This is a genomic window from Halobellus litoreus (assembly GCF_024464595.1).
GTDB classification, from domain to species: Archaea; Halobacteriota; Halobacteria; order Halobacteriales; family Haloferacaceae; genus Haloquadratum; species Haloquadratum litoreum.
In genome coordinates this window covers 358,210-377,859 of sequence record NZ_JANHAW010000001.1, presented here as the reverse complement: position 1 = coordinate 377,859, position 19,650 = coordinate 358,210, and the positions used below count along the sequence as shown (strand labels likewise).

Sequence of the window (19,650 nt, the reverse complement as noted above, 5' to 3'; positions counted from 1 at the left end):
CCCGGGAGCTCCCCCTCCCTGGCCCCGAGACTTATCGTCCTCCGTACTGTATCACCGCCCGACGATGGTGTTCAAAAAGGTAACCCTGATCGGTCGGAGTGGAGCGAGTTTCGACGAAGCGGTCGACGACGCGATCAACCGAGCGGAGGAGACGCTCGACAACGTCCACTGGATCGAGGTGGACGAACTCGGCGTCGAAGTCGCGTCGGTCGAAGACCGGGAGTACCAGGCGGAAGTCACGGTCGCCTTCCAACTCCGAGACGGCGAGTAGGCCGGCCGTCCGACGCCGGCGACGATCGGTCGTCTCACGCGCCTCCCGTCGGTCTCTTAGGCGTGTGAGACGGACCGAGCACGACACCGACGACTTCATTTTTATCGCTCTACCAGAGAGCGTGAATGCCGCGTCTCCTCCACTACTCCGACGTCGAAAACGTCTACGACGATCCGGTTCGGGTCGGTCGCCTCGCGGGGGCGCTCCGGTCGCGAAACGGTGACGACGCCCTCGTCTGCGGAACGGGTGACAACACCTCGCCGGGCGTCCTCGCCCTGATCGAACGCGGTCGGCAGGCGCTCGATCTCTTCCGTGCGGTCGACGCGGACGTCGAGACGTTCGGCAACCACGACTTCGACTTCGGACCCGAAGCGACGCGGTCGATCGTCGCCGCCGCCCCCCAGACGTGGGTGTCGGCGAACGTCCACGAGTCCGGCGGGGAGCGCTTCGCCGCGCCCGACGTGGTCCCGCACGCGGTCAGGGAGGTCGGCGGCGTCCGGATCGGTCTCTTCGGCGTCACCGATCCGGCGACGCCGTCGTTGAATCCGATGGCCGGCGAACTCCGCTTTTCGGACCCCTACGACGCCGCCGAAGCAGCCGTCGACGAACTTCGGACAGCAGGAGTCGACCGCGTCGTCGCGCTCTCACACCTCGGCGGCGGCGACGACGAACTCGCACGGCGCGTCGACGTCGACGTTATCCTCGGCGGTCACGTCCACGCCGAACGCCGCGAGCGGGTGGCGGACACGCTCCTGCTCCGCCCCGGCGCGAACGGCCACGCGATCTTCGAGGTGACCTTCGAGACGGACGGCCCGATCGACGTCGAGCGCCACGAGACCGCCGACGCACCGGTCGCCGACGACGTCGTGTCCGCGCTCCGGGGACGCGTCGACGCCGCTGGCCTCGACGAGACGGTCGCCCGCGTCGACCGGCCGCTCGACAGGAGCGACGCCACCGTGTTCGGCGGCGAGTGCCGGATCGGCAACCTCGTCGCCGACGCGTACCGCTGGTCGCTCGACGCCGACGTGGGGCTGCAGAACAGCGGCGGGATCCGCGACGGACCGCCGCTCTCCGGCGCGGTGTCCGTCGCCGACCTGGTGAGCGTCATCCCTTTCGAGGAGCGCGTCGTCCGGGCGGAACTCACCGGCGCGGAACTGCAACGCGTGTTCCGCGAGTCCGCGGCCGCCGTCGTCGACTTCGGCGAACCGGGATGGTGGCACGGGCACTTCTCGGGCGCGGAGATCCGGTGGGACGACGGGGCGGCGGAATTGCTCGACGCCCGGGTCGGCGGCGACCCCGTCGACCCGGACCGGCGATACACCGTCGCGACCTCCGCGTACGTCCTCCACAGCGACCACGAGTTCCCGACGCTCCAGGAGCGGCACAGGTGCGGGGAAGGCGACATCCAGTTCGAGGTGCTGGCCGAGTACGCGCGGGAGTTCGGGATCGACGCCGCGGTCGAGGGGCGGATCCGACGCGTGTCGGGGGCGGAGACGAGCACCTCGGCGTCGTCGGAGTGACTGTGGCGGCTACCGAGACGGGGACCGTGACGGTCAGGGCCTCTCGGCGTTCGCCGCAGAGTCGCGTCCGGATCGACGGGGCAAGTGGAAACGTTCAGGAACCGTCGCGTCTTCCGTTCCGATAATGACTCGCGTCGTGGTCCCCGTTCGGTACCCGCTGTCGAAGCACTCCCGGGCGACGCTCGCGGAGGCCGTCCGGATCGCGGAGGAACGCGAAGCCGAGTTGACCGTGCTTCACGTCGACCTCTACCAGGAGAGCCGCGACGTGACGCGAGCGGAACTGAAGCGGGCCGTCGAGTCCGAGTTCGGCCCGCTGGAGCGGACGCGCTACGTCGTCCGCAGCGGGTTCCTCGTCGAGGAGACGATCCTAGAGGAGGTCGCCGCGGACGCCGCCGACGTCGTCGTCCTCGGCTCGAAGCAGGCCAGTCGCTGGCGGACGATGCTGCGCCGCTTCCTCGACGACCCCGACATCGAGACGTACCTCCGGGAGAAACTGGACTGCACGGTCGTCACCGCTCGCGCCGAGGAGTGAGCGTCACTCTTCGCCGGGACTCCGTGTCTGGGCTCCGACTTCCTCGCTCTCGATGTCGTCATTGCTAGAGTCTCCCCGGTCGCTCTCGCCGTCGGAACCGGATGACCCGGTACCCATATCCACACCATCGCGGTCCTCGAACGCGGTCTGTCTGGACCCGTCGTCGACTGTCGGACCTCGGCCCGCCCGGCGTCCCACGGTCGCATCGAGCGTGCCGCTGGTCTCGTCGAAGACCAGGTGCCGGTGCGGGTAGGCGAACTCGATGTCGGCGTCGGACCCCCCGAACGCGTCCCAGATTCGACCACGGACCCGCGACTCGATGGAGGGGATCTTGTAGGGCATTTTCGCCCAGTACCGGAGCGTGAGTGCGACGCCGTCGTCGCCGAAGTCGGACTTCAACACCGTCGGCCGGGCGGGGTATCGCGCGCTGCCGATGCGGATGTCCGGCCCGCCCTCGATCACCGCGTCGTCCGCGGCGGCCGCGCGGCACATCGACCGCCGGGCCGCGTCGATGTCCGACTCGTAGGTGACGACCACGTCGAGACTGAGTCGCACGCGCTCGTCCTCCGCGGAGTAGTTCGTCACGAGGTGCTCGCGGATCTCGGAGTTCGGAATGACGAGGAACGTGTTGTCGAGGGTGAACATCTTGGTGTACCGAATCGTGATGTCGTCGACGAACCCGCGTCGCCCGTCGTCCAACTCGATCATATCCCCGATCTCGAAGGGCTGGTCGGCGAGCAGAAACAGGCCGTTGATCGTGCTCCCGACGATCGGTGCGAGCACGATACCGAGGACGGCCGAGAAGACCGTCACCGAGAGGACGATGTCGCCGAACTCGAGGCCGAGCACGCTGGCGGCGATGCCGAGCGTGACGAGGACGACGCCGAGTCGCACGAGTCGGAGCGCCATCTGTGCGACGCTCTGCCGTTGGAACCGCCGCGCGACGGGCCGGCCGACGAGTCGGACGACGTACCGCGAGACGAGGATCCCGACCGCGACGATCAGGGCGGCGAGCACCCACCGCCAGCCCGGGAACAGGAGCCACTCGGGGAGCGCGGCGGCGAGCGTTCGCCCGCCGTCGGGGACGGGCGTCGGCGTGGGCGTGGGTGTCGTCGCCGACTGCATATCTCCGTCCACGAGAGGGCCAGATAAAAAGCGTTCCTCCCCGGCGGTGCGGACCCGGAAACACCGGTCCGTTAACTGTTCAGTTAGGAAACAATAAGGTCACAGTCGACGAATAGGGGGCCAATGAGCGCGTCAGGATCCCAGTCCACTCCCGACTTCACGATCACGCACGAGACCGAGCCGAGCGAAACGCTCCTGGCGGGGTTTTCCTCGTTCGGACTCGCAGGACTCACCGCGGCCGACTACATCGTCGACCGCCTCGGACTCGAGGAGCGCGGGCACCTCTCGGCCGAGGGGCTCCCGACGGTTACCCCGTTCGAGAACGGCCGGCCGAGACACCACACGCGACTGTTCTCGCGCGACGATCTCGACGTGACCGTCCTGGTCGGAGAGCTGTTCGTCCCCGTCGGCGTCGGACGAACGTTCGCCGACGCGGTCCTCGACTGGACCGAATCGAACGGGGTCCGCGAGATCGCGATTCTCTCGGGCGTCCCGATTCCGCACGGCCCGGAGGAGCACCGGACATTCTACGTCGCCACCGACGACTACCGCGAGAAGCGGCTCGCGGAGGGGTCGGTGCCGGCGATGGGGCGCGGATTCCTCGACGGAACCAACGCGGCGCTGATCGAGCGGGGTATCGACTCGCCGCTGGGCGTCTGCACGTTCGTCACGCCCGTCCACGCCCAGGTCCCGGACGTGCAGGCGTCGATCAGGCTCGTCGAAACCGTCGAAGAGATCTACGAGATCGACATCGACGCCGGACCGCTGGAGGCGTTCGCGGCCGAGGTCGAACAGTACTACGCGGAACTCGCAGAGCGGATGCAGGAACGGGACGACGAACTGCCCGAGGATCGAATGTATATGTAGCGCCAGGTCGGTGAACCCGGACGCCCCGGTCGCTGGTCGGAACCGTGGTCGGTAGCTGGAACTCACCACCCGGCGACGTCTCGCCTCGACTTTTTTCCGGACCGCCCGCCCGGCCGAAATAGGCACACGACGCTGGTATGCAGTCTCTCGGGACATTCCGGGGACCCTAAGTTTAAGTCTTGGCATGATTATCGTTATGTTATGCCATTCGGGATCGAGATATTCAGATATGCTCAGCGCGCGGGGCGGGAAGTCATCGTCGGGTTGAGCTGGGACATCCTGCTCGTGTTCGCGTTCATCGGGACGCTCACGTTCCTCGTACACTACGTGCTGCGAGAGCTGTGGAACCCGACGGACCACACGTCGCGAGCGGACGACCCGTCGAAGTCCGAGGTCGAACACTCCCTCGAAGAGCAGGGCGTCGACGAGATCAAGCGCTTCACGCTCGCACAGCGGGCCTCTCACTGGGTGATGGCCATCGCCATCTTCGCGCTGATGCTCTCGGGATTCGTGATAATGAACACGGAGGTGACGCTGCGAGCGATCCCGGGGCTGTCGTGGCTGGACGTCCACATCGTCTCGGCGGTCGTCCTCCTCGGCTACGTCGTCTTCCACCTCGGCCACGTCGCCTACAAGGGGACCTGGTCGAAGATGTGGTTCGGCGTCGCTGACGCCAAGGACCTCTGGCGACGCTTCAAGAACCTCGTGGGGATGACCGACGAGTACCCCCGACAGTTCGAGTATCCCAGCGCACAGAAGTTGCTCCACTGGGGGGTGACCGGCGCGTCCCTCGCCGTGATCGCGACCGGCTTCGTCCTCCTGCGCCGGGTGAGCCTCGAGCCGCTGTGGGCCGCCACGCGGGAGTTCTCGTTCCTCGGGATCTCGTTCGGCCTCGGGACGGCCGACGCGCCGGGGTTGATCGCCTGGAGTTTCGTCTTCCACGACTTCTTCGCCGTCGCGCTCCTGGCGCTCGTGATGGGTCACATCTACTTCGCGCTGCGGCCGAACGAGTGGGCGATCACGAAGAGTATGATCACGGGCCGCGTCACCGTCGAGGAGTACGCCGAGAAGTACTCGCCGAAGTCCTGGCAGATCGGCGGCTCGAAGGCCACGGACGGCGGCGACGTCGATCCCGATGAATCGAAGTGAGGAGCGGGTGATCCCGACCGCCAGCGCTTTTTGACCGACATCCGATCCCATACTATGTCCGACGTTTCCGTTACGCTGTTCTCCGACCCGCTCTCGGTCGCCGCGTATCGCAACCGTCCGACTCAGTCCCGACTGCGCCACGCCTTCGACGACGTCGACCGCCGCTACCGCTGTCTCGTCTCGATCCCGACCCCGATCGGGGGCGAAGACGCCGCAGCCGGCGACCGGGAACGGTTCGAAAATACGGGCGAGATGCCGGTCGACTCGGCCCTGACCGCCGACGGCCTCCCCTCGTCGTGGCCGGCCTGCGAGGCGGTCGCCGCCGCGCGGGAGGCGGGCGGTTCGGCAGCCGCGTTCGATCTCGCCCGCGCGATAGCCGACCGAACGTTCGCGGGCGGTGATCCGCCGGCGACTCCGGAGGATGTGGGGGCCCTCGCAACGTCTTCGGTCGGCGTCGACGCCGAACGCGTCGCCGACGCGGTTGGCGGTCGTCGCGCCACGGCGGCGGTCGGCCGTGACCTCGAACGCGCCCGACGGACCGTCTCGCTGCTCCCAGCGGTCGACGTCCGCGGAACGCCCGGGACGGAGCCGCTGCGGCCCCGAAGCTGTCTCGACGGTCCCGGGACGGGTACCCGCTCGGAGTCAGCGTTCGACACCGATTCGAGCACTGAGGAGGGCACGGACCTCGACGCCGGCGGCGGCGATAGCGATACGGACGGTGGGGGTACCGACAGCCCCGACGACGCGCCGTCACGGACCGAAGCCGCCGTCTTCGCGGCGCCGGTGTACCGAATCGACGGACCCGCCGGAACGACTATCGTCGACGGCGCGGCGGGCTTCCCGGCCCTGCGAGAGGCGATCCGGACCCACGACCCCGACCTCGGCGACACGGGAGAGCGCACGGAGACCCACAGTCGAAACGTGATGCAACAGTACGGAACCGACGCGCTCAACGCCGAGAGCTTCAGCCCCGAAGATCACGGCGAACGCGCCCTGGACGTTCTCGGGACGCTCCGGACGGCGTTCACGCCGGAGATCGCCGCCTGTCTCGACGTGACGGCGGAAACCTGCCGGATCGCGCTCCACCGGCTCAAACGCGAGGGGTCGGTGAAACGGGAGACAACCGGCGCGTGGACCCGGGTTCCCGAAGAATAATGTCCCGAGCTACCAAACCGCTACGCTATGACTGAAACCCCGGCGTCAGACCTGCGTGACGCGATCGAGCGGATCGAGATCGCCTACGAGTACCTCATCTCCTTCGCCGGCGAAGGGATCGATCGCGAGACGGTCAAGGCGGGGACCAGCCAGACCAAAGACTACGTCGCCGACTTCGACTCCGGGCTCGAAGACGGGTACGAGGCCGCGCTGGCGGTTCCGGACCATCACGACGAGTTCGACACCGAAAACTACCGGGCCTTCCTCGACGATATGGCGTCCGAGATCGACGAGGCGCGGACCGTCCTCCAGCTCCTCGGCGAGCAGGAGTCCGTCACCTCGCCGATGGCGGACAACCTCAACGGGATGGCGGTCTTCCAGTCGGTGATGATGAAGTTCTTCTTCCTCGACGAACTGACGGGACACCTCGAACGAGACCCCGCAGAGTGAAATGGCCGAGGACCTCGTGGCCGCCATCACGGCCGCCGGCGAGTCGACGCGGATGGGCGGGTTCCCGAAACCCCTGTTGACCTTCGACGGCCAGCGGTTCGTCGAGCGACTCGTCGACACGTACGCCGGAGTCGGCGTCGAACCGGTGGTCGTGCTCGGGCACGAGGCGTCGGAAGTGCGCGCTCGCGCGGACCTCTCGGCCGCCACCGTCCGAGAGAACCCGGCGTACGAGACCGGAATGCTCTCGTCGGTCCGCGTGGCCGTCGAGCAGGCGAAAGAGCGGGACGCGACCGGCGTCCTGCTGAACCCGGTCGACTGTCCACTGACGCCGCCGTCTGTCGTCGAGACCCTCGCAGCGTCCGTCGCGGGCGGCGGCGACGTTTTCGTCCCCACCACCGACGGCGGGCGCGGACACCCGCCGCTCTTCGCGTCGAGCGCCTTCGACGCCCTGCTGAACGCGCCCGAGGACCGCGGCGCGCGCGCTGTCGTTCGCGCCGACGACACCGACACCCGCGAGGTCCCGGTCGACGACGAGCGGATCTTCGCCGACGTCGACACCCCCTCGGAGTACTGGGACCTGGTGAAGCGGTACGAGCCGATCTGAGTCGGGTGGACCTGTATCGCTGACCGCCAGGCGTGGCGCGACGCTTCGAATCGGGAGACGGCGAAGCGCCTGGGCGCTCTTTCGGTTCTCGCGGCGACATTTTTATCCTCGTACCGCGAGAAACCGCGTACTATGGCAACGAGTGTCACACAGTCAGAATCCCGAGGACTGAGAGCATCACCGGACGTCGTGGGTGCCGCGGTGATCGTCGTGCTGGGGCTCCTCCACCTGTTCGGCCTGCAGATCGGGGGGGTCGTCGGCTTCGTGGTCCTCCTCGTCGGGTGGCCGCTCGTCGGCGGCACCGTCGCGGCCCGGCTCTCACCGGTCGGCGAGGAGCGCGTCGCCGGCGTCGTCGCCGGGGCGCTCGCGGCGATCACGACGACGATCCTCGTGCTCGTGTTGGGCCTGTTCGGGGCCTGGTCCGGGTTCATCACGACGACGTTCGGCGTGACGCTGTGGCCGGTGACGTTCGGGGTGCTGGCCGTCCTGACGATCGCGTGGTCGGTGTTCGGACTCGCGGGCGCGGAACTGTCGGTCCGACTGAGCGGGTGACCGAGCGAACAACAGTCGCTCCGAGCCGAACGCGCGCTCACTCGTCGTCGTCGACTCGACTGCCGCCGGCCGCGAGCGCGCGCTCGACCGTCTCTCGATCCGGACACAGAACCGTCGTCCGGAGCGGCGCTTCCTCGACGAACAACGCCGCCGACTGCAACTCGCTCGGCGGGTCGCCGTCGAAGACGACGCGGTACGCGTCGAGGTCCGTGACGATCCGCCACTCGGTGTCGAGCGCTTCGAGGTCGGCCTCGTTCGGGACCTCGAACCGGTCTGCTGCGTCGTTGTAGTAGCGCGAGAGCGACGGCGGCACCGATCCCTCGCCGGCGTCGAAGACGTAGACCCCGCGCAGCTCGAAGACGTTGAGCGACATCTGATTACGAACTCCTCCCGTTGGGGTTCGATTGGCGTGGAGACCGCATCAGCGTTCCGCGCTCTCGCGGCGGACGAACGTTTCCGCGGCGAACTCCCTCGTCTCGGTCCCGGGGAGCGCCGCAGCGGCGTCGAGGGCGTCGTCGTAGGATCGCCCCGTCAGCGCCGCCAACTCGGTCCCACAGAGCCACCCCTCCGGCGAGAACTCGTCGACGAGCGACTCGATCGACGGCGACGCGTCCGTCTCCGGCGACCCGCCGACCTCGGTCACGAGCCGTCGGAGGTCGTCGATTCCCGCCCGTCCTGACCGGCCCGCTTGCCCTGACGGGCCGCTGACGACGACCGTCGGTAGGACCGGCCGCTCATCGACGATCTCGACGCCGTCGACGGACGAGCACTCCGGCGGCGCGAGGGCCGACGAACGCCCCGGCGAAGCGGGATCGGAGGACTCCGGGCGGAACCTCTCGGCCGCCGTGGGACCGAGAGTTTCGGCTATTACCTCCCGAACGGCGTCGTCGCTGTCGAGGTTGGTCTGCCGGAGGAACGTCGCCTCCCGAGCGGCGCGGAAGAGCCGCGACCGCGCCTCGCTCCCGGGTTCGGTGACGTCTTCGATTCCCTCGCAGGCCGGTCTGGAGCCCTCGGGAGCGTCCTCGAACCAGAGGTACTCGTCGATCGGCATCCCCGTCTCCTCGGCGACCCGAAGGCAGGTCGCCGGCGCGGTTCGGCGCCCCCCCGGGAACTCCGGCCCGGCGTATCGGTCCCAGTCGGGCACCAGGACGACCGGTCGCCGTCGCCAGTCGGCGTCGACGCACTCGTATCTGAGTCGCCGCAGGGCCGGCTGCATCCCCCACCCGATCGGGTTCAGGGGGTCGTCGTAGACGTCGATCTCCACCATCGTCTCCCCACAGGAGAGCGCGGACAAAGAACCCGGTGGCTCCGAGAGCGCCTCGGACGGGCGCGTCGCGAACTGCACCCAGCGTTTATGTCCGCTGCGCCCGCTCTTACGATGGATGGTCGACGCCAAGGCGGTCCTCATCGGCGCGGTGCTGGCGGCCGGGCTCACGTACGGGGGGCTCGTGGGCGTGGAGATACTCGTCACCGGCGAGGTCGACGCGCCGTCGGCGCCGCTGGCCGGCGAGACGACGGTCGAGGGAACGACGTACCACCTCGACCGCCTGGGGCGACCGACGGTCGTCGGCGAGGTCCGCAACGGCCAGTCGCATCCGATCGGGAACGTGACGGTGACGGTGACGTACTACCGCGACGGGGAGGCGGTCGGTGAGGCTGTCGGCGGCGCGCTGGGCGAACCGATCGCCCCCGGTTCGTCGGCACCGTTCGACGTCCACTACGACGCAGAGGGCGACGTCGACGACTACGACGTCTCGGTTGCCGCCGACCGCGCGTCCGCGGGGAGCGCGGACCTGACCGCAGCGGCGTCCGTCACCGACCGCTCGCAGAACCGCGTCGTCGTCTCCGGAACCGTCTCCAACGACGGGAGCGAGGCCCGAGCGTCGGAGGTCGTCGTCGCCTTCTACGACGCGGACGGCAACGTGATCGGTGCGCGGAGGACCAGGCCGAACCGGGCGATACCGCCGGGCGAGTCGGTCCCGTTCAGGATCACGTTCCGCACCGTCGGCGACGTCCCCAGCCTGGCCCAGGAGTTCGACGACTTCGGGGTGCGAGCGGTCCCGGTCGACGACGCCTGATCGTCCTGCCGCTGGCGGGTGTCCGGCTTCCGATCGCGTAGCCGACGGGCGTCGTGGCTGTTTGGCCCCGCGGCTGTCGGGCGTGCTGACCGACGCGGAGAAGGTCGGCCCCGTCCGCTCAGGCGACGCTGTTGAGCGCCCGGTTGACGAGGTTGTCCGCGAGGTTCAGTTTGTACTCGTTGTCCGGTTGCGGCGCGGCGTTCGGCAGGACGTTCTCCGAGGCCGCCTCGATGTTGCTCTCGGAGAGGCGGCTGCCGCGGATCGACCGCTCGGCGGTCCGCAGACGCTTCGGCGTCGGCGCGAACCCGTTGGCGACCAGCCGGATGTCCGAGACCGTGTTGCCGCTCTTCTTGACCGCCGCCGCGATGTTTCCGATCGCGAAGTCCCAGGAGTCCCGGCCCCGAACCTTCTCGAAGTAGAAGTTCGTGCCGCGCCAGTCGCTGGGCACCTCGATGTGCGTGAGGATCTCGTCGTGCGCGAGGTCGTTCATCACCGTGATGTTGTCCTCGGGACCGACGAAGAACTCCGAGAGCGGCTCCCGGCGTTCGCCGCGCGGACCGCTGACGACGACCTCGGCACCGAGCGCGATGAGCGCGACCGCGCCGTCGGAGGGGTGTGCGGTGATACACCGCGAGTAGTCCGTGACCGCGTGATCGCTCGACTCGCCGGTGATCGCGTAGCAGGTGTTCCCGCCCGCGCGGTAGCAGTCGAAGCCGCCGCGGTAGTACCAACAGCGGGAGTCCTGCGTGAGGTTGCCGCCGATCGTCCCCTGGTTTCTGATCTGGGGCGTCGCGATCTCGCCCATCGCGTCCGCGAGCACGGAGAATCCGTCGGTGACCGCGTCGTGGCTCTCGACGTCCGACAGCGTCGCCAGCGCGCCGAGGCGGATGCCGCCGCCGCTCGTCTCGGTGATCTCCTTTAGCTCCTCGATCGGCTTCAGGTCGACGAGGACCTCCGGCGTCCGATCGCGGTTCTTCAGCCAGTTGATCTCGTCGGTGTTACCCGCGATCGTTGCCGCGTCGCTGCCGTGTTCGTCCAGGAGCCGCACGGCATGGTCGACGCTCGTGGCGTCGATGTGCTCGAGCGGCGGGATCATGTCTTGTTGCATGGTTAGATGTCCACCTCCCCGGCGCGGACCTTCTCGAGCACCTTGTCGGGGGTGACGGGGAACTCGTTGAAGGTCGTTCCCAGGGCGTCTTTGACCGCCGCGGCGACCGCCCCGGAGGCAGCGCCGTACGGCGGTTCGCCCACGCCCTTGGCGCCGTAGGGGCCGAACGGATCGGGTTCCCCGACGGCGCCGACGTGGAGGTCGCCGGCGACGTAGTCGTGTATCGACGGCGGCTTGCTCTTGTAGAGGTCCGTGTTCACCGGAATCCCGGTGCCGTCGTCGTGGCGGTACTGCTCGTAGAGCGTGTAGCCGATCCCCTGTATGGCACCGCCTTCGATCTGCGCCTCGAAGCTTTCGGGGTGGACGACGGTCCCCGAATCGTTGTAGTTGGCCATCTCCTCGACGGTGATCTTGCCGGTCTCAAGATCGACCGAGACCTCCGCGATGGCCCCTGCGAAGGAGGTGACGAACCCGTCGAGGTCCTCGCCCGTGCTCTTCCCGAACGCGACGAGCCCCTGCCCGACCGCGTCGCTCGCGGCGGCGATCGTCAACGGGACCAGGCTCTCTTGGTACTGCTGGGGGATCTCCTCGGCCGAGTATTTGCCGCCGGCCTCGACGGCGGCCTGGGCGGCCTCGGCGAACGTGATGGACTGCCCGGACTCCCCGTGGACGACCTCGTGGTTCTCCACGTTGTAGGCGTCCGCCGAGCCGCCGAGTTCGGCGGCCGCCAGCTCCTTGAGGTACTGCACGGCCGTTTCGGCGGCCTTCACGTTGGCCAGTCCCTCGGTGAACGTCGTGTTCGACGAGAACTGCCCCAGCGTGAACGAGGACTTGTCGCTGCTCCCCCAGGAGACCTCGACGTCCTCCCAGTCGGCGTTCATCGTGTCCGCGGCCATCCGCGCGACCGCGGCGAAACTCTCCGTGCCGAGGTTGCCGGCACCCTGACGCACTTCGACGGTGCCGTCGGTGTGGACGACAATGAGGCCGTCGAACCCGATGTACCCCGACTGGTGCGACGCCGACGCCATCCCGACGCCGTACACCTTCGAACCCTCTCTGGTTCCCGAGCGGGATCGCTTCTCCTCGTAATCGATCGCGTCGGCGGCCAGTTCGTAGGCCTCGCCGAGATACGCGCTGGTCATCGGGAGCCGCTCTGCACCCGCGGGATCCCGGTTCTCCGGGGCGTTCTGCAGCACGACGTCCAGCGGGTCCAATCCCGCCTGCTTGGCCGCCTCGTCCATCACCTGCGCGACCGCCAGCGCCGCCTGGTTCTGTCCGGGGCCGCGTTGTGGCCACCGCTTGGGCGTGTTGGTGAACACGCCGATCCCGCGGAACCGAAGCGTCTCGGGCTGCCAGCACTGCGTCAGCGAGTTGAACCCTGAACTGAGCGTCGACAGCGCGTCCGAGGAGTACGCGCCGGCGTCGCCGACCGCGTCGATTTCGAGCGCCGTGATCGTCCCGTCGGAGTCGAGTCCGACTCGCGTTTTCGCGACGAAGGTCGCGCGGCCGTTCCCCCAGTGGAACTCCTCGCGCCGGGTGCCGCGGATCTTGACCGGTCGATTTACCTCTCGGGAGAGGAACGCCGGCACGGCCATCTGCGGGTAGGCGGTCCCCTTCGATCCGAACCCGCCCCCGGCGAAGTTGCAGATGAACGTGACTTCCGTCGGCGGTTTGCCGATCATCCCCGCGACGCCCGTGTGCGTCAGGCTGATACTCTGACTGGACCCCCAGATGGTGACGTGGCCGTCCGCGCCCCACTCGGCGACGGTCGAACGCGGTTCCATCGGGTTCGTGGGTTGCGGTTGGGCCTTGACCGTGTCCTCGTAGACCGTGTCGGCGTTCTCGAACCCTTCCGAGACCTCGCCCCAGTTCCACTCCATCGTGAACTCGCCGGGGTTCTCGGGAAAGTCGCCGCTGAAGTCGGCGTCGCTCCACTTGATCGTGTCCGCCGCGGCCTCGCCGCCGCCCTGGCCCTCGGCGCTCTCGCCGGCGGCTTCGCCCGTGGGGACGTTGCCTTCCGGCCGGGCGTTCGGACTGCCCGGTTTGAGCGTCTCGACGGGGTCGACGACGTGGTCGAGGACCTCCCACTCGACGTCGATAGCTTCGACGGCCGCGGCCGCGGTGTACTCGTCGTTGGCGGCCACCGCGGCGACCGGATACCCGAACGTCAGCGGCTCTTCGGCGAGCGCCGGTTGTCCGATGGCCGAGTCCGGGACGTCTTCGTGGGTGATGACCGCCTGCACGCCCGACATCGACTCCGCTTCGGAAGTGTCGATGCTCCGCGCTCTCGCGTGTGCGTACGGGCTCTTGACGGTCTTCGCGTGCAGAAGGTTGTCGAACTGGTAGTCGTCGGCGTACTTTGCCTCACCGGTCACCTTCGCCCGGCCGTCCGGGACCTCGAAGTCGTTTCCGACGTAGTTGTGGTTTGACACGGGTGATCACATCCGCTCGGCCGCCGAGAGGACGCTGTCGATCTCGTTCTCGTAGTTGCCGCATCGACAGAGGTTGCCCTCCAGGGCGTTTTTGACCTCCTCGCGGGAGGGGTCGCCGTTCTCCTCCAGCAGCGACTTCGCCGACATAATCATCCCGGGCGTGCAGAACGCGCACTGCCCGCCGAGCTCTTCGATGAACGACTCCTGGATCGGGTGGAGTTCGCCCCCCTCCGACAGGCCCTCTATCGTCGTGATCTCCTTGCCGACGGCGTCCTTCGTGAAGTACGTACAACTGTACAGCGGGTCCCCCTCGACCTGTACGGTGCAGGCCCCGCACATCGCCCGGTCACAGCCGAACTTCGTCCCCGTCAGCCCGAGTTTGTACCGGAGCGTCTCGGCGAGTCGCTCCTGGTCTTCGACCCTGACGAAGCGTTCCCGGCCGTTGACCGTCAGCTTCAGTTGGTTCGAGAACCGCTCTCGAACGCCCGGCGAGCCGTCGCCCGCTGCGGACGTTTGCCTGATGTTGTTGAACAGGTACGCGTTCGCCGCAACGAGCGTCCCGCCGATCGTCCCCTTGATGATGTCGCGGCGGGATGGCCCTCCCGAGTCGTCGCCCGCCTCAGGCGCTGACTCGTCCGGTGCATCTGTCGTAGACATACCTTGATTATCTTTCACACACGTTTATATAGATTCGGCCTCCGGAAGGGGTGTCCAGTTGACAAATCAGATAATTGTCATTTCATCCGCTGCCGCCTGAAGCCGGCAGTTTCGACGCGGAGTGGCGTCGGATTCGATTCGGCGAGACGACGGATTCGATGCGGAGGGACCACAGTTCCGAGGCCGACAGACGGCAGCTATCGACCGCTCGATCGGAACATCTCATTGGGACGCTTGCACACCGCCGGCCGCGGCGATACGGCGAAATCCTGCAGGCGTGGTGCCGACGCGATCGGACGCACCTCCGCCAGTCTCAGGACTCGATCGAGCCCGGATGCAGCCCGTGACGGACCCGGTTGAGTTCGCCCAGAATCGAGAGGGCGACGTCGGCGGGGTCGCCGCCGCCCAGTTCGAGGCCGACCGGCGAGTGGAACCGCTCGAAGTCGCCCTCGTCGATGCCGTCCTCGCGGAGGCCGTCGGCGACGCGTTCAGCCTTGGTGTCGGAGGCGACCAGTCCGACGTAGTACGCGCCCCGTTCGAGCGCCTCCCGGGAGGCGATCCGATCGAAGTGCCCGCTTCTGGTGGCGACGACGACGGCGGTGTTGTCCGTGACGCCGATCGATTCGATCCCCGCGTCGTAGTCGTCGGCGTGGACGGCGGCGTCGGGGAAGCGCTCGGGGTCGGCGTACGCCTCCCTGTCGTCGACGACGAACACGTCGTACCCCAACTCGACGGCCATCGCCGCGAGCGACTGCCCGATGTGGCCGCCGCCGGCGACGATCAGCCGTTGCGACCCCGGAATCACGTTGATGAACACGTCCATCTCGCCGCCGCAGACCATCCCGGTGTTGCCCTCGGGGCGCAGTTCCCAGTGCTCGGTGCGGGGACTCCGCTCCTCGATCGCTTCGAGGGCGGTCCGACGCGTCCGTTCCTCCACGGTGCCGCCGCCGACCGTGCCCTCGGTCCGCCCGTCCGCCCGCACGAGCATCGCCGCACCGGGGTCCTGCGGGGCCGACCCGTCGACACCGGTCACGGTCGCGAGCGCGACCGTCTCGCCGGCCTCGGTCAGTTCCTCGACCCGACCGTACAGGCCGGTCGACGCGTCGTCGTCTCCGTGCTCGGCCATTGTGATGCGGTACCGTCCGACGAATCTTATATCTGTCCACCCCGGCCTCGGAGGGAGCCTTGCGGGACGCCCCTCGCTTTCGGTACCGATTCACCGCGTTCCGAAACGGTGTGCTACTCGAAGCATAGTAAACAGTAAGTGTCGGGAGCGAAACCTACCGGTATGGCAGACGAACTTCGAACGACGCTGGAGCGGGTCGGCGAGCGCTTCGATCTCGGCGAGTACGAGATCGAGGCGTACCTGGCCGTCCTCGAACACGGCGAACTCACCGCCTCCGAGATCGCCGACCGAACGGAGATCCCCCAGCCCCGGGTGTACGACACCGTCCGAAGCCTCTCGGACCGGGGCCTCGTCGAACTCCGGGAGTCGCGCCCGATGAAGATCGTCGCGGTCGCCCCCGACGACGCCTTCGGAAACGTTCAGCAGTCGCTCGACGATCTGGTGTCGGAACTGGAAGCGCGGTACACCGCCCCCGCCCGAGACACCGAGGCGGTCTCGCTCGTCAAGTCCCGGTCGACGATCCTTCGGTACGTCGAAGAGATCATCGAGAGCGCCGAGTACGAACTGATACTGTCGCTCACGCCGGACCTCCTCCGTCGGTTCCGCGAGGACCTCGCGGCCGCCATCGACGACGGCGTGAGCATCGACCTGCTGGTGACGCCGCTGTCGCGGGCGCCCGACCCCGACGACTTCGATTACCTGGAGGTCGCGACGGTCGCGCGCGCTCGGCGGGGGATCACCACGCCGATCCTCGCGGTCGCCGACGGCAACTACTCGGTCTACGCGACGCAGGACGCGCTCCGCGACGACCGCGAACGCTACGGCGTCATTTTCAACCGCTCGGCGCTCGGCTTCCTCGTCTCGGGCTTCTTCGGGACGGTGCTGTGGTCGACCGCGGAGACGCTCGCGGCCGACGGCAAGCGGCGGCCGTTCCCCCGGCGCTACGCGTCGATCCGCCGCGCCGTGAAGGACGTCCGCGAACTCGACGGCCCGTTCTACGCCTCGATCACCGGTCGCGACATCGAGACCGGCGACGCCGTCGTCGTCGAGGGGAAGGTCCAGACGGCGACGATCGAAGCCTCCGAGGAGGTCGCCTCACTCAGACTGGAGACCGACGACGGCGTCCTCGACGTGGGCGGCCTGGTGGCCGCGCTCGAAGACGTCGAGGCCCAGGAGATCATCCTGGGGCGCAACGGCGTCCCGGACCGCGAGCAGTTCGCCTGATAGCGACGCGCCGCCGAGGCGCAACGGCTTTACTACTCGCTCCGCAATCCTCGTCGACCGATGGAGGCGCGCACGCGGACCTATCTCGAAGGCCGGTTCGGCGACTACTACCGCCGCAGCGACGTCTCCCTGCCGCCCGCGGCCGAACGGCGCGAGTGGGGACACATCCCCTGGAGCGCCGGCTCGACCAGGATGATCCGCCACCAGTCGCTGCTGGAGGTCGGCGACCTCTCCGATTTCCTCCACCGCACCGCGCCCCGACACGTCTACTTCTCGTCGGCCCGATTCTCAGATCCCGGCGCGAGTTCGATGGACGAGAAGGGCTGGCAGTCGGCGGACCTCGTCTTCGACCTCGACGCCGACCACCTCCCCGGCGTCGACCCCACTGAGACGACGTACGCGGAGATGCTCGCCGCGTGCAAGGAGGAACTCCTGAACCTCCTCTCGTTCGTCGACGACGACTTCGCGTTCGAGGAGACGAGGGTCGTCTTCTCCGGCGGCCGCGGCTACCACGTCCACGTCCGCGACCCCGAGGTGCGGGAACTCGACAGCGAGGCCCGCCGTGAGATCGTCGACTACGTCCGCGCGATCGACCTCGACGTCGACGGGCTGATCGAGACGGCGTCGAACCGCGGCACCACCCGCCGGGTGCTCCGCCGGCGGGGCGGGTGGGGTGCGCGCGTCCACCGCCGACTCGTCGACCTCGCCGAGGCGCTCCGGGAGATGGACGAGGGCGACGCGCTCGACCGGTTACAGGAACTCGACGGGATCGGCGAGGGCCGCGCGACGACGATTCTCGGGCAGATCCGGAACAACTTCGAGGCGATCCGCGAGGGCAACGTCGAGGCCGGCGGCCCCGGGACGCGCATCCTCGTCGACGCCCTCACCGAGGAGGCGGTCGAGGCGGAGACCGCCCCGATCGACGAACCGGTGACGACCGACACGAAGCGGCTCATCCGCCTGCCCGGGAGCCTCCACGGCGGCTCCGGACTGACGGTGACGCCGCTCTCCCGCCGGGAACTCGACGACTTCCGGCCGCTCGAGGACGCGATCCCCGACCGGTTCCGCGGTCGGGAGATCGGCGTCGACGTGACGGACGCGGGGCCGACGACGTTCGACGGCGACACGTTTACTATCCCGGAGGGAGAGCAAACTGTCGAGGAGTGCCTCGGGATCTTCTTGATGACCCGGGGACGCGCCGAGAAGATCAAAGAATGAACTTAGACGAGTTGCGGAGCGTCCGTCGGACCGAGCGGCAGAAGGACAGCCTCCAGCATCTCCGCGACTCGTTCTACGGGGACGTCGCCGACTACATCGCCGCGCGGAAGGCCGAGCGACGGCGCGCGGCCGACGCGGCCGACGACCCCTTCGCGGACCCCGAGGTCGGACAGCTGACCGACGAGATCGAGACCGCCGAGGACGTCGTCGAGGCCATCTACGAGCGCCGGGTCGGGAAAGTCGTCAAGCTCGCGTCCTTCGCGGCCGCGGATATGAGCGCCGACACCAACGGGCTCACCGCCGAGGAGCGCGACCTGTTCGAGAATCTCGTCAGTCGGATCAAGCAGAACCGACAGAGCGTGCTCGACGTCCTCGCGGGCGAGGGCGGAGACGGAACGGGCGGCGAGGCGGCCCCGGAGACGGATCGATCGGAACCGGCGACGGCGGCCGCCGACCGATCGGACCCCCGCTCCGCCGAGTCGACGACGGCGGACCCGTCGGCCGCCTCACCGAACGCGGCGGAGACCGAAGCGTCGACCGACCGGGAACCGATCTCCCCCGACGACGTGCTGACCGAGGCGATGGGCGGGGGCGACGCGCCGCCGGCCGAGACCGCTTCGGCGGTCGCGACCGCCGACCCCGACGGCGGGCAAGCGGCCGGTGGCGGCGGCTCCGACACCGGCGACGTGCCGCCGGATGTACCGCCGGACGCGCCGCCAGACGCGACGGAGACGGAAACGCCGGTCGTCGACGACGGCGGAGAGGCGAGCACGGAGCACAAAGAGCCGCGAACCGACGGCGCTCCGGGCCGCGTCGAGACGGCGCGAGGGCCGTCGGAAGACAGTGCTCAGACCGGCGAGCGGACGCAGACGGAGCGAGTGACGCTGCGGATCACGCAGGACGTCGGGCAGATCCTCGGCGTCGACGAGCGAGAATACGACCTCGAATCCGAGGACGTCGTGACGCTCCCGACGACGAACGCGGGGCCGCTCCTGGACCGGAACGCCGCCGAGCGACTCGACTGAGAGCGGAACGGTACGTTCAAGCGGTTCTTCGTCAACGTAGGGACGATGCTCGATATCGGTGAGACCGCCCCAGACTTCGAGTTGCCAGACCAGGACGGACGGACCGTGTCGCTGTCGTCGTTCCGCGGCGAGTACGTCGTCGTCTACTTTTACCCCCGCGCCGACACGCCCGGTTGTACGACCGAGGCGTGCGGCTTTCGCGACTCCTACGAGGAGTTCGAAGACCGCGGCGTGACCGTCCTCGGGATCAGCGACGACCCCGTCGACGATCTGGAACCCTTCGCGGCGGAGTACGACCTCCCCTTCTCGCTCCTCTCCGACGAGGACGGCTCGGTGTCGACCGCCTACGACTCCTACGGCGAGAAGAATATGTTCGGCAACACCTTCGACGGCGTCTTCCGCAACACGTACGTGGTCGGCCCCGACGGCGATATCGTCCTCGCCTACGAGGGCGTTTCACCCGAGGGGCACGCGTCGGCAATCCTCGACGACCTCGACGGCCTCGACGCGTCGGCCTAACCCCCGCGACGAGCGGCGAGGGAAGGGCCCCGAACGGA

At 68.4% G+C, this 19,650-nt stretch carries 21 protein-coding genes; 14 read left to right on the top strand and 7 right to left on the bottom strand.

Annotated elements, in window-relative coordinates; translation table 11 throughout:
* Positions 1-64 precede the first annotated feature (64 nt).
* From NO360_RS01940 to NO360_RS01930, 3 genes are all read left to right on the top strand, one after another.
* On the top strand, positions 65-271 hold the full coding sequence (locus NO360_RS01940) for a dodecin (protein WP_256305688.1): 207 nt from the start codon (positions 65-67) through the stop codon (positions 269-271).
* Between the two features lie 125 nt (positions 272-396).
* A complete protein-coding gene (locus NO360_RS01935) occupies positions 397-1,791 on the top strand; it encodes a bifunctional metallophosphatase/5'-nucleotidase (RefSeq protein WP_256305687.1) in 1,395 nt (464 codons plus the stop codon).
* A 124-nt stretch (positions 1,792-1,915) separates the two neighbouring features.
* The gene (locus NO360_RS01930) at positions 1,916-2,323 is read left to right on the top strand and encodes a universal stress protein (protein WP_256305686.1); all 408 of its coding nucleotides are present in this window, start codon (positions 1,916-1,918) and stop codon (positions 2,321-2,323) included.
* Between the two features lie 3 nt (positions 2,324-2,326).
* On the opposite strand, the gene NO360_RS01925 is transcribed toward NO360_RS01930, so the two are convergent.
* Positions 2,327-3,448, bottom strand: a complete 1,122-nt coding sequence (locus NO360_RS01925) for a mechanosensitive ion channel family protein (RefSeq protein ID WP_256305685.1) — start codon at positions 3,446-3,448, stop codon at positions 2,327-2,329.
* 123 nt (positions 3,449-3,571) lie between these two features.
* Between NO360_RS01925 and NO360_RS01920 the strand changes: the two genes are divergently transcribed.
* The 6 genes from NO360_RS01920 (at position 3,572) to NO360_RS01895 (ending at position 8,225) form a co-directional block, all read left to right on the top strand.
* Positions 3,572-4,315 (top strand): proteasome assembly chaperone family protein, encoded by a 744-nt coding sequence (locus NO360_RS01920; protein ID WP_256305684.1) that lies wholly within the window; start codon positions 3,572-3,574, stop codon positions 4,313-4,315.
* 201 nt (positions 4,316-4,516) lie between these two features.
* Positions 4,517-5,464, top strand: a complete 948-nt coding sequence (locus NO360_RS01915) for a cytochrome b/b6 domain-containing protein (protein WP_256305683.1) — start codon at positions 4,517-4,519, stop codon at positions 5,462-5,464.
* 54 nt (positions 5,465-5,518) lie between these two features.
* Positions 5,519-6,619 (top strand): hypothetical protein, encoded by a 1,101-nt coding sequence (locus tag NO360_RS01910; RefSeq protein ID WP_256305682.1) that lies wholly within the window; start codon positions 5,519-5,521, stop codon positions 6,617-6,619.
* A 27-nt stretch (positions 6,620-6,646) separates the two neighbouring features.
* Positions 6,647-7,069: a hypothetical protein gene (locus tag NO360_RS01905; protein ID WP_256305681.1), complete on the top strand. Its 423-nt coding sequence runs from the start codon at positions 6,647-6,649 to the stop codon at positions 7,067-7,069.
* 1 nt (position 7,070) lies between these two features.
* On the top strand, positions 7,071-7,673 hold the full coding sequence (locus tag NO360_RS01900) for a nucleotidyltransferase family protein (protein ID WP_256305680.1): 603 nt from the start codon (positions 7,071-7,073) through the stop codon (positions 7,671-7,673).
* Between the two features lie 132 nt (positions 7,674-7,805).
* The gene (locus tag NO360_RS01895) at positions 7,806-8,225 is read left to right on the top strand and encodes a hypothetical protein (protein ID WP_256305679.1); all 420 of its coding nucleotides are present in this window, start codon (positions 7,806-7,808) and stop codon (positions 8,223-8,225) included.
* Between the two features lie 37 nt (positions 8,226-8,262).
* Here the strand turns inward: NO360_RS01895 and NO360_RS01890 are convergent, their stop codons facing one another.
* Positions 8,263-8,598 (bottom strand): hypothetical protein, encoded by a 336-nt coding sequence (locus NO360_RS01890; RefSeq protein ID WP_256305678.1) that lies wholly within the window; start codon positions 8,596-8,598, stop codon positions 8,263-8,265.
* Positions 8,599-8,646: 48 nt separating this feature from the next.
* The gene (locus NO360_RS01885; RefSeq protein WP_256305677.1) at positions 8,647-9,570 is read right to left on the bottom strand and encodes a thioredoxin domain-containing protein; all 924 of its coding nucleotides are present in this window, start codon (positions 9,568-9,570) and stop codon (positions 8,647-8,649) included.
* A 37-nt stretch (positions 9,571-9,607) separates the two neighbouring features.
* Between NO360_RS01885 and NO360_RS01880 the strand changes: the two genes are divergently transcribed.
* Positions 9,608-10,303: an FxLYD domain-containing protein gene (locus tag NO360_RS01880; RefSeq protein WP_256305676.1), complete on the top strand. Its 696-nt coding sequence runs from the start codon at positions 9,608-9,610 to the stop codon at positions 10,301-10,303.
* 118 nt (positions 10,304-10,421) lie between these two features.
* Here NO360_RS01880 and NO360_RS01875 read toward each other — a convergent pair whose 3' ends face one another.
* From NO360_RS01875 to NO360_RS01860, 4 genes are all read right to left on the bottom strand, one after another.
* Complete coding sequence (locus NO360_RS01875) at positions 10,422-11,411, bottom strand: FAD binding domain-containing protein (protein ID WP_256305675.1); 990 nt, start codon at positions 11,409-11,411, stop codon at positions 10,422-10,424.
* Between the two features lie 2 nt (positions 11,412-11,413).
* Complete coding sequence (locus tag NO360_RS01870; RefSeq protein ID WP_256305674.1) at positions 11,414-13,843, bottom strand: xanthine dehydrogenase family protein molybdopterin-binding subunit; 2,430 nt, start codon at positions 13,841-13,843, stop codon at positions 11,414-11,416.
* A gap of 6 nt (positions 13,844-13,849) precedes the next feature.
* Positions 13,850-14,500: a (2Fe-2S)-binding protein gene (locus NO360_RS01865; RefSeq protein ID WP_256305673.1), complete on the bottom strand. Its 651-nt coding sequence runs from the start codon at positions 14,498-14,500 to the stop codon at positions 13,850-13,852.
* Between the two features lie 313 nt (positions 14,501-14,813).
* Positions 14,814-15,626: an XdhC family protein gene (locus tag NO360_RS01860; protein ID WP_256305672.1), complete on the bottom strand. Its 813-nt coding sequence runs from the start codon at positions 15,624-15,626 to the stop codon at positions 14,814-14,816.
* Positions 15,627-15,788: 162 nt separating this feature from the next.
* Between NO360_RS01860 and trmB the strand changes: the two genes are divergently transcribed.
* The 4 genes from trmB to bcp are packed head-to-tail and all read left to right on the top strand — an operon-like array spanning position 15,789 to position 19,612.
* Complete coding sequence (gene trmB, locus NO360_RS01855; protein ID WP_256305671.1) at positions 15,789-16,850, top strand: HTH-type sugar sensing transcriptional regulator TrmB; 1,062 nt, start codon at positions 15,789-15,791, stop codon at positions 16,848-16,850.
* Positions 16,851-16,910: 60 nt separating this feature from the next.
* Positions 16,911-18,068, top strand: a complete 1,158-nt coding sequence (gene priS, locus NO360_RS01850; RefSeq protein ID WP_256305670.1) for a DNA primase small subunit PriS — start codon at positions 16,911-16,913, stop codon at positions 18,066-18,068.
* Positions 18,065-19,093, top strand: a complete 1,029-nt coding sequence (locus NO360_RS01845; RefSeq protein WP_256305669.1) for a DNA replication complex subunit Gins51 — start codon at positions 18,065-18,067, stop codon at positions 19,091-19,093. The genes priS and NO360_RS01845 overlap by 4 nt, the downstream gene beginning before the upstream one ends.
* A 45-nt stretch (positions 19,094-19,138) precedes the next feature.
* On the top strand, positions 19,139-19,612 hold the full coding sequence (gene bcp, locus NO360_RS01840; RefSeq protein ID WP_256305668.1) for a thioredoxin-dependent thiol peroxidase: 474 nt from the start codon (positions 19,139-19,141) through the stop codon (positions 19,610-19,612).
* The last annotated feature ends 38 nt before the right edge of the window (positions 19,613-19,650 follow it).

Coding starts and splice junctions, on each gene's coding strand:
- NO360_RS01935 (WP_256305687.1), top strand. CDS start 397: ATGCCGCGTCTCCTCCACTACTCCGACGTCGAAAACGTCTACGACGAT.
- NO360_RS01920 (WP_256305684.1), top strand. CDS start 3,572: ATGAGCGCGTCAGGATCCCAGTCCACTCCCGACTTCACGATCACGCAC.
- NO360_RS01895 (WP_256305679.1), top strand. CDS start 7,806: ATGGCAACGAGTGTCACACAGTCAGAATCCCGAGGACTGAGAGCATCA.
- trmB (WP_256305671.1), top strand. CDS start 15,789: ATGGCAGACGAACTTCGAACGACGCTGGAGCGGGTCGGCGAGCGCTTC.
- NO360_RS01940 (WP_256305688.1), top strand. CDS start 65: ATGGTGTTCAAAAAGGTAACCCTGATCGGTCGGAGTGGAGCGAGTTTC.
- bcp (WP_256305668.1), top strand. CDS start 19,139: ATGCTCGATATCGGTGAGACCGCCCCAGACTTCGAGTTGCCAGACCAG.
- NO360_RS01925 (WP_256305685.1), bottom strand. CDS start 3,448: ATGCAGTCGGCGACGACACCCACGCCCACGCCGACGCCCGTCCCCGAC.
- priS (WP_256305670.1), top strand. CDS start 16,911: ATGGAGGCGCGCACGCGGACCTATCTCGAAGGCCGGTTCGGCGACTAC.
- NO360_RS01910 (WP_256305682.1), top strand. CDS start 5,519: ATGTCCGACGTTTCCGTTACGCTGTTCTCCGACCCGCTCTCGGTCGCC.
- NO360_RS01865 (WP_256305673.1), bottom strand. CDS start 14,500: ATGTCTACGACAGATGCACCGGACGAGTCAGCGCCTGAGGCGGGCGAC.
- NO360_RS01845 (WP_256305669.1), top strand. CDS start 18,065: ATGAACTTAGACGAGTTGCGGAGCGTCCGTCGGACCGAGCGGCAGAAG.
- NO360_RS01875 (WP_256305675.1), bottom strand. CDS start 11,411: ATGCAACAAGACATGATCCCGCCGCTCGAGCACATCGACGCCACGAGC.
- NO360_RS01860 (WP_256305672.1), bottom strand. CDS start 15,626: ATGGCCGAGCACGGAGACGACGACGCGTCGACCGGCCTGTACGGTCGG.
- NO360_RS01915 (WP_256305683.1), top strand. CDS start 4,517: ATGCCATTCGGGATCGAGATATTCAGATATGCTCAGCGCGCGGGGCGG.
- NO360_RS01900 (WP_256305680.1), top strand. CDS start 7,071: ATGGCCGAGGACCTCGTGGCCGCCATCACGGCCGCCGGCGAGTCGACG.
- NO360_RS01890 (WP_256305678.1), bottom strand. CDS start 8,598: ATGTCGCTCAACGTCTTCGAGCTGCGCGGGGTCTACGTCTTCGACGCC.
- NO360_RS01880 (WP_256305676.1), top strand. CDS start 9,608: ATGGTCGACGCCAAGGCGGTCCTCATCGGCGCGGTGCTGGCGGCCGGG.
- NO360_RS01905 (WP_256305681.1), top strand. CDS start 6,647: ATGACTGAAACCCCGGCGTCAGACCTGCGTGACGCGATCGAGCGGATC.
- NO360_RS01930 (WP_256305686.1), top strand. CDS start 1,916: ATGACTCGCGTCGTGGTCCCCGTTCGGTACCCGCTGTCGAAGCACTCC.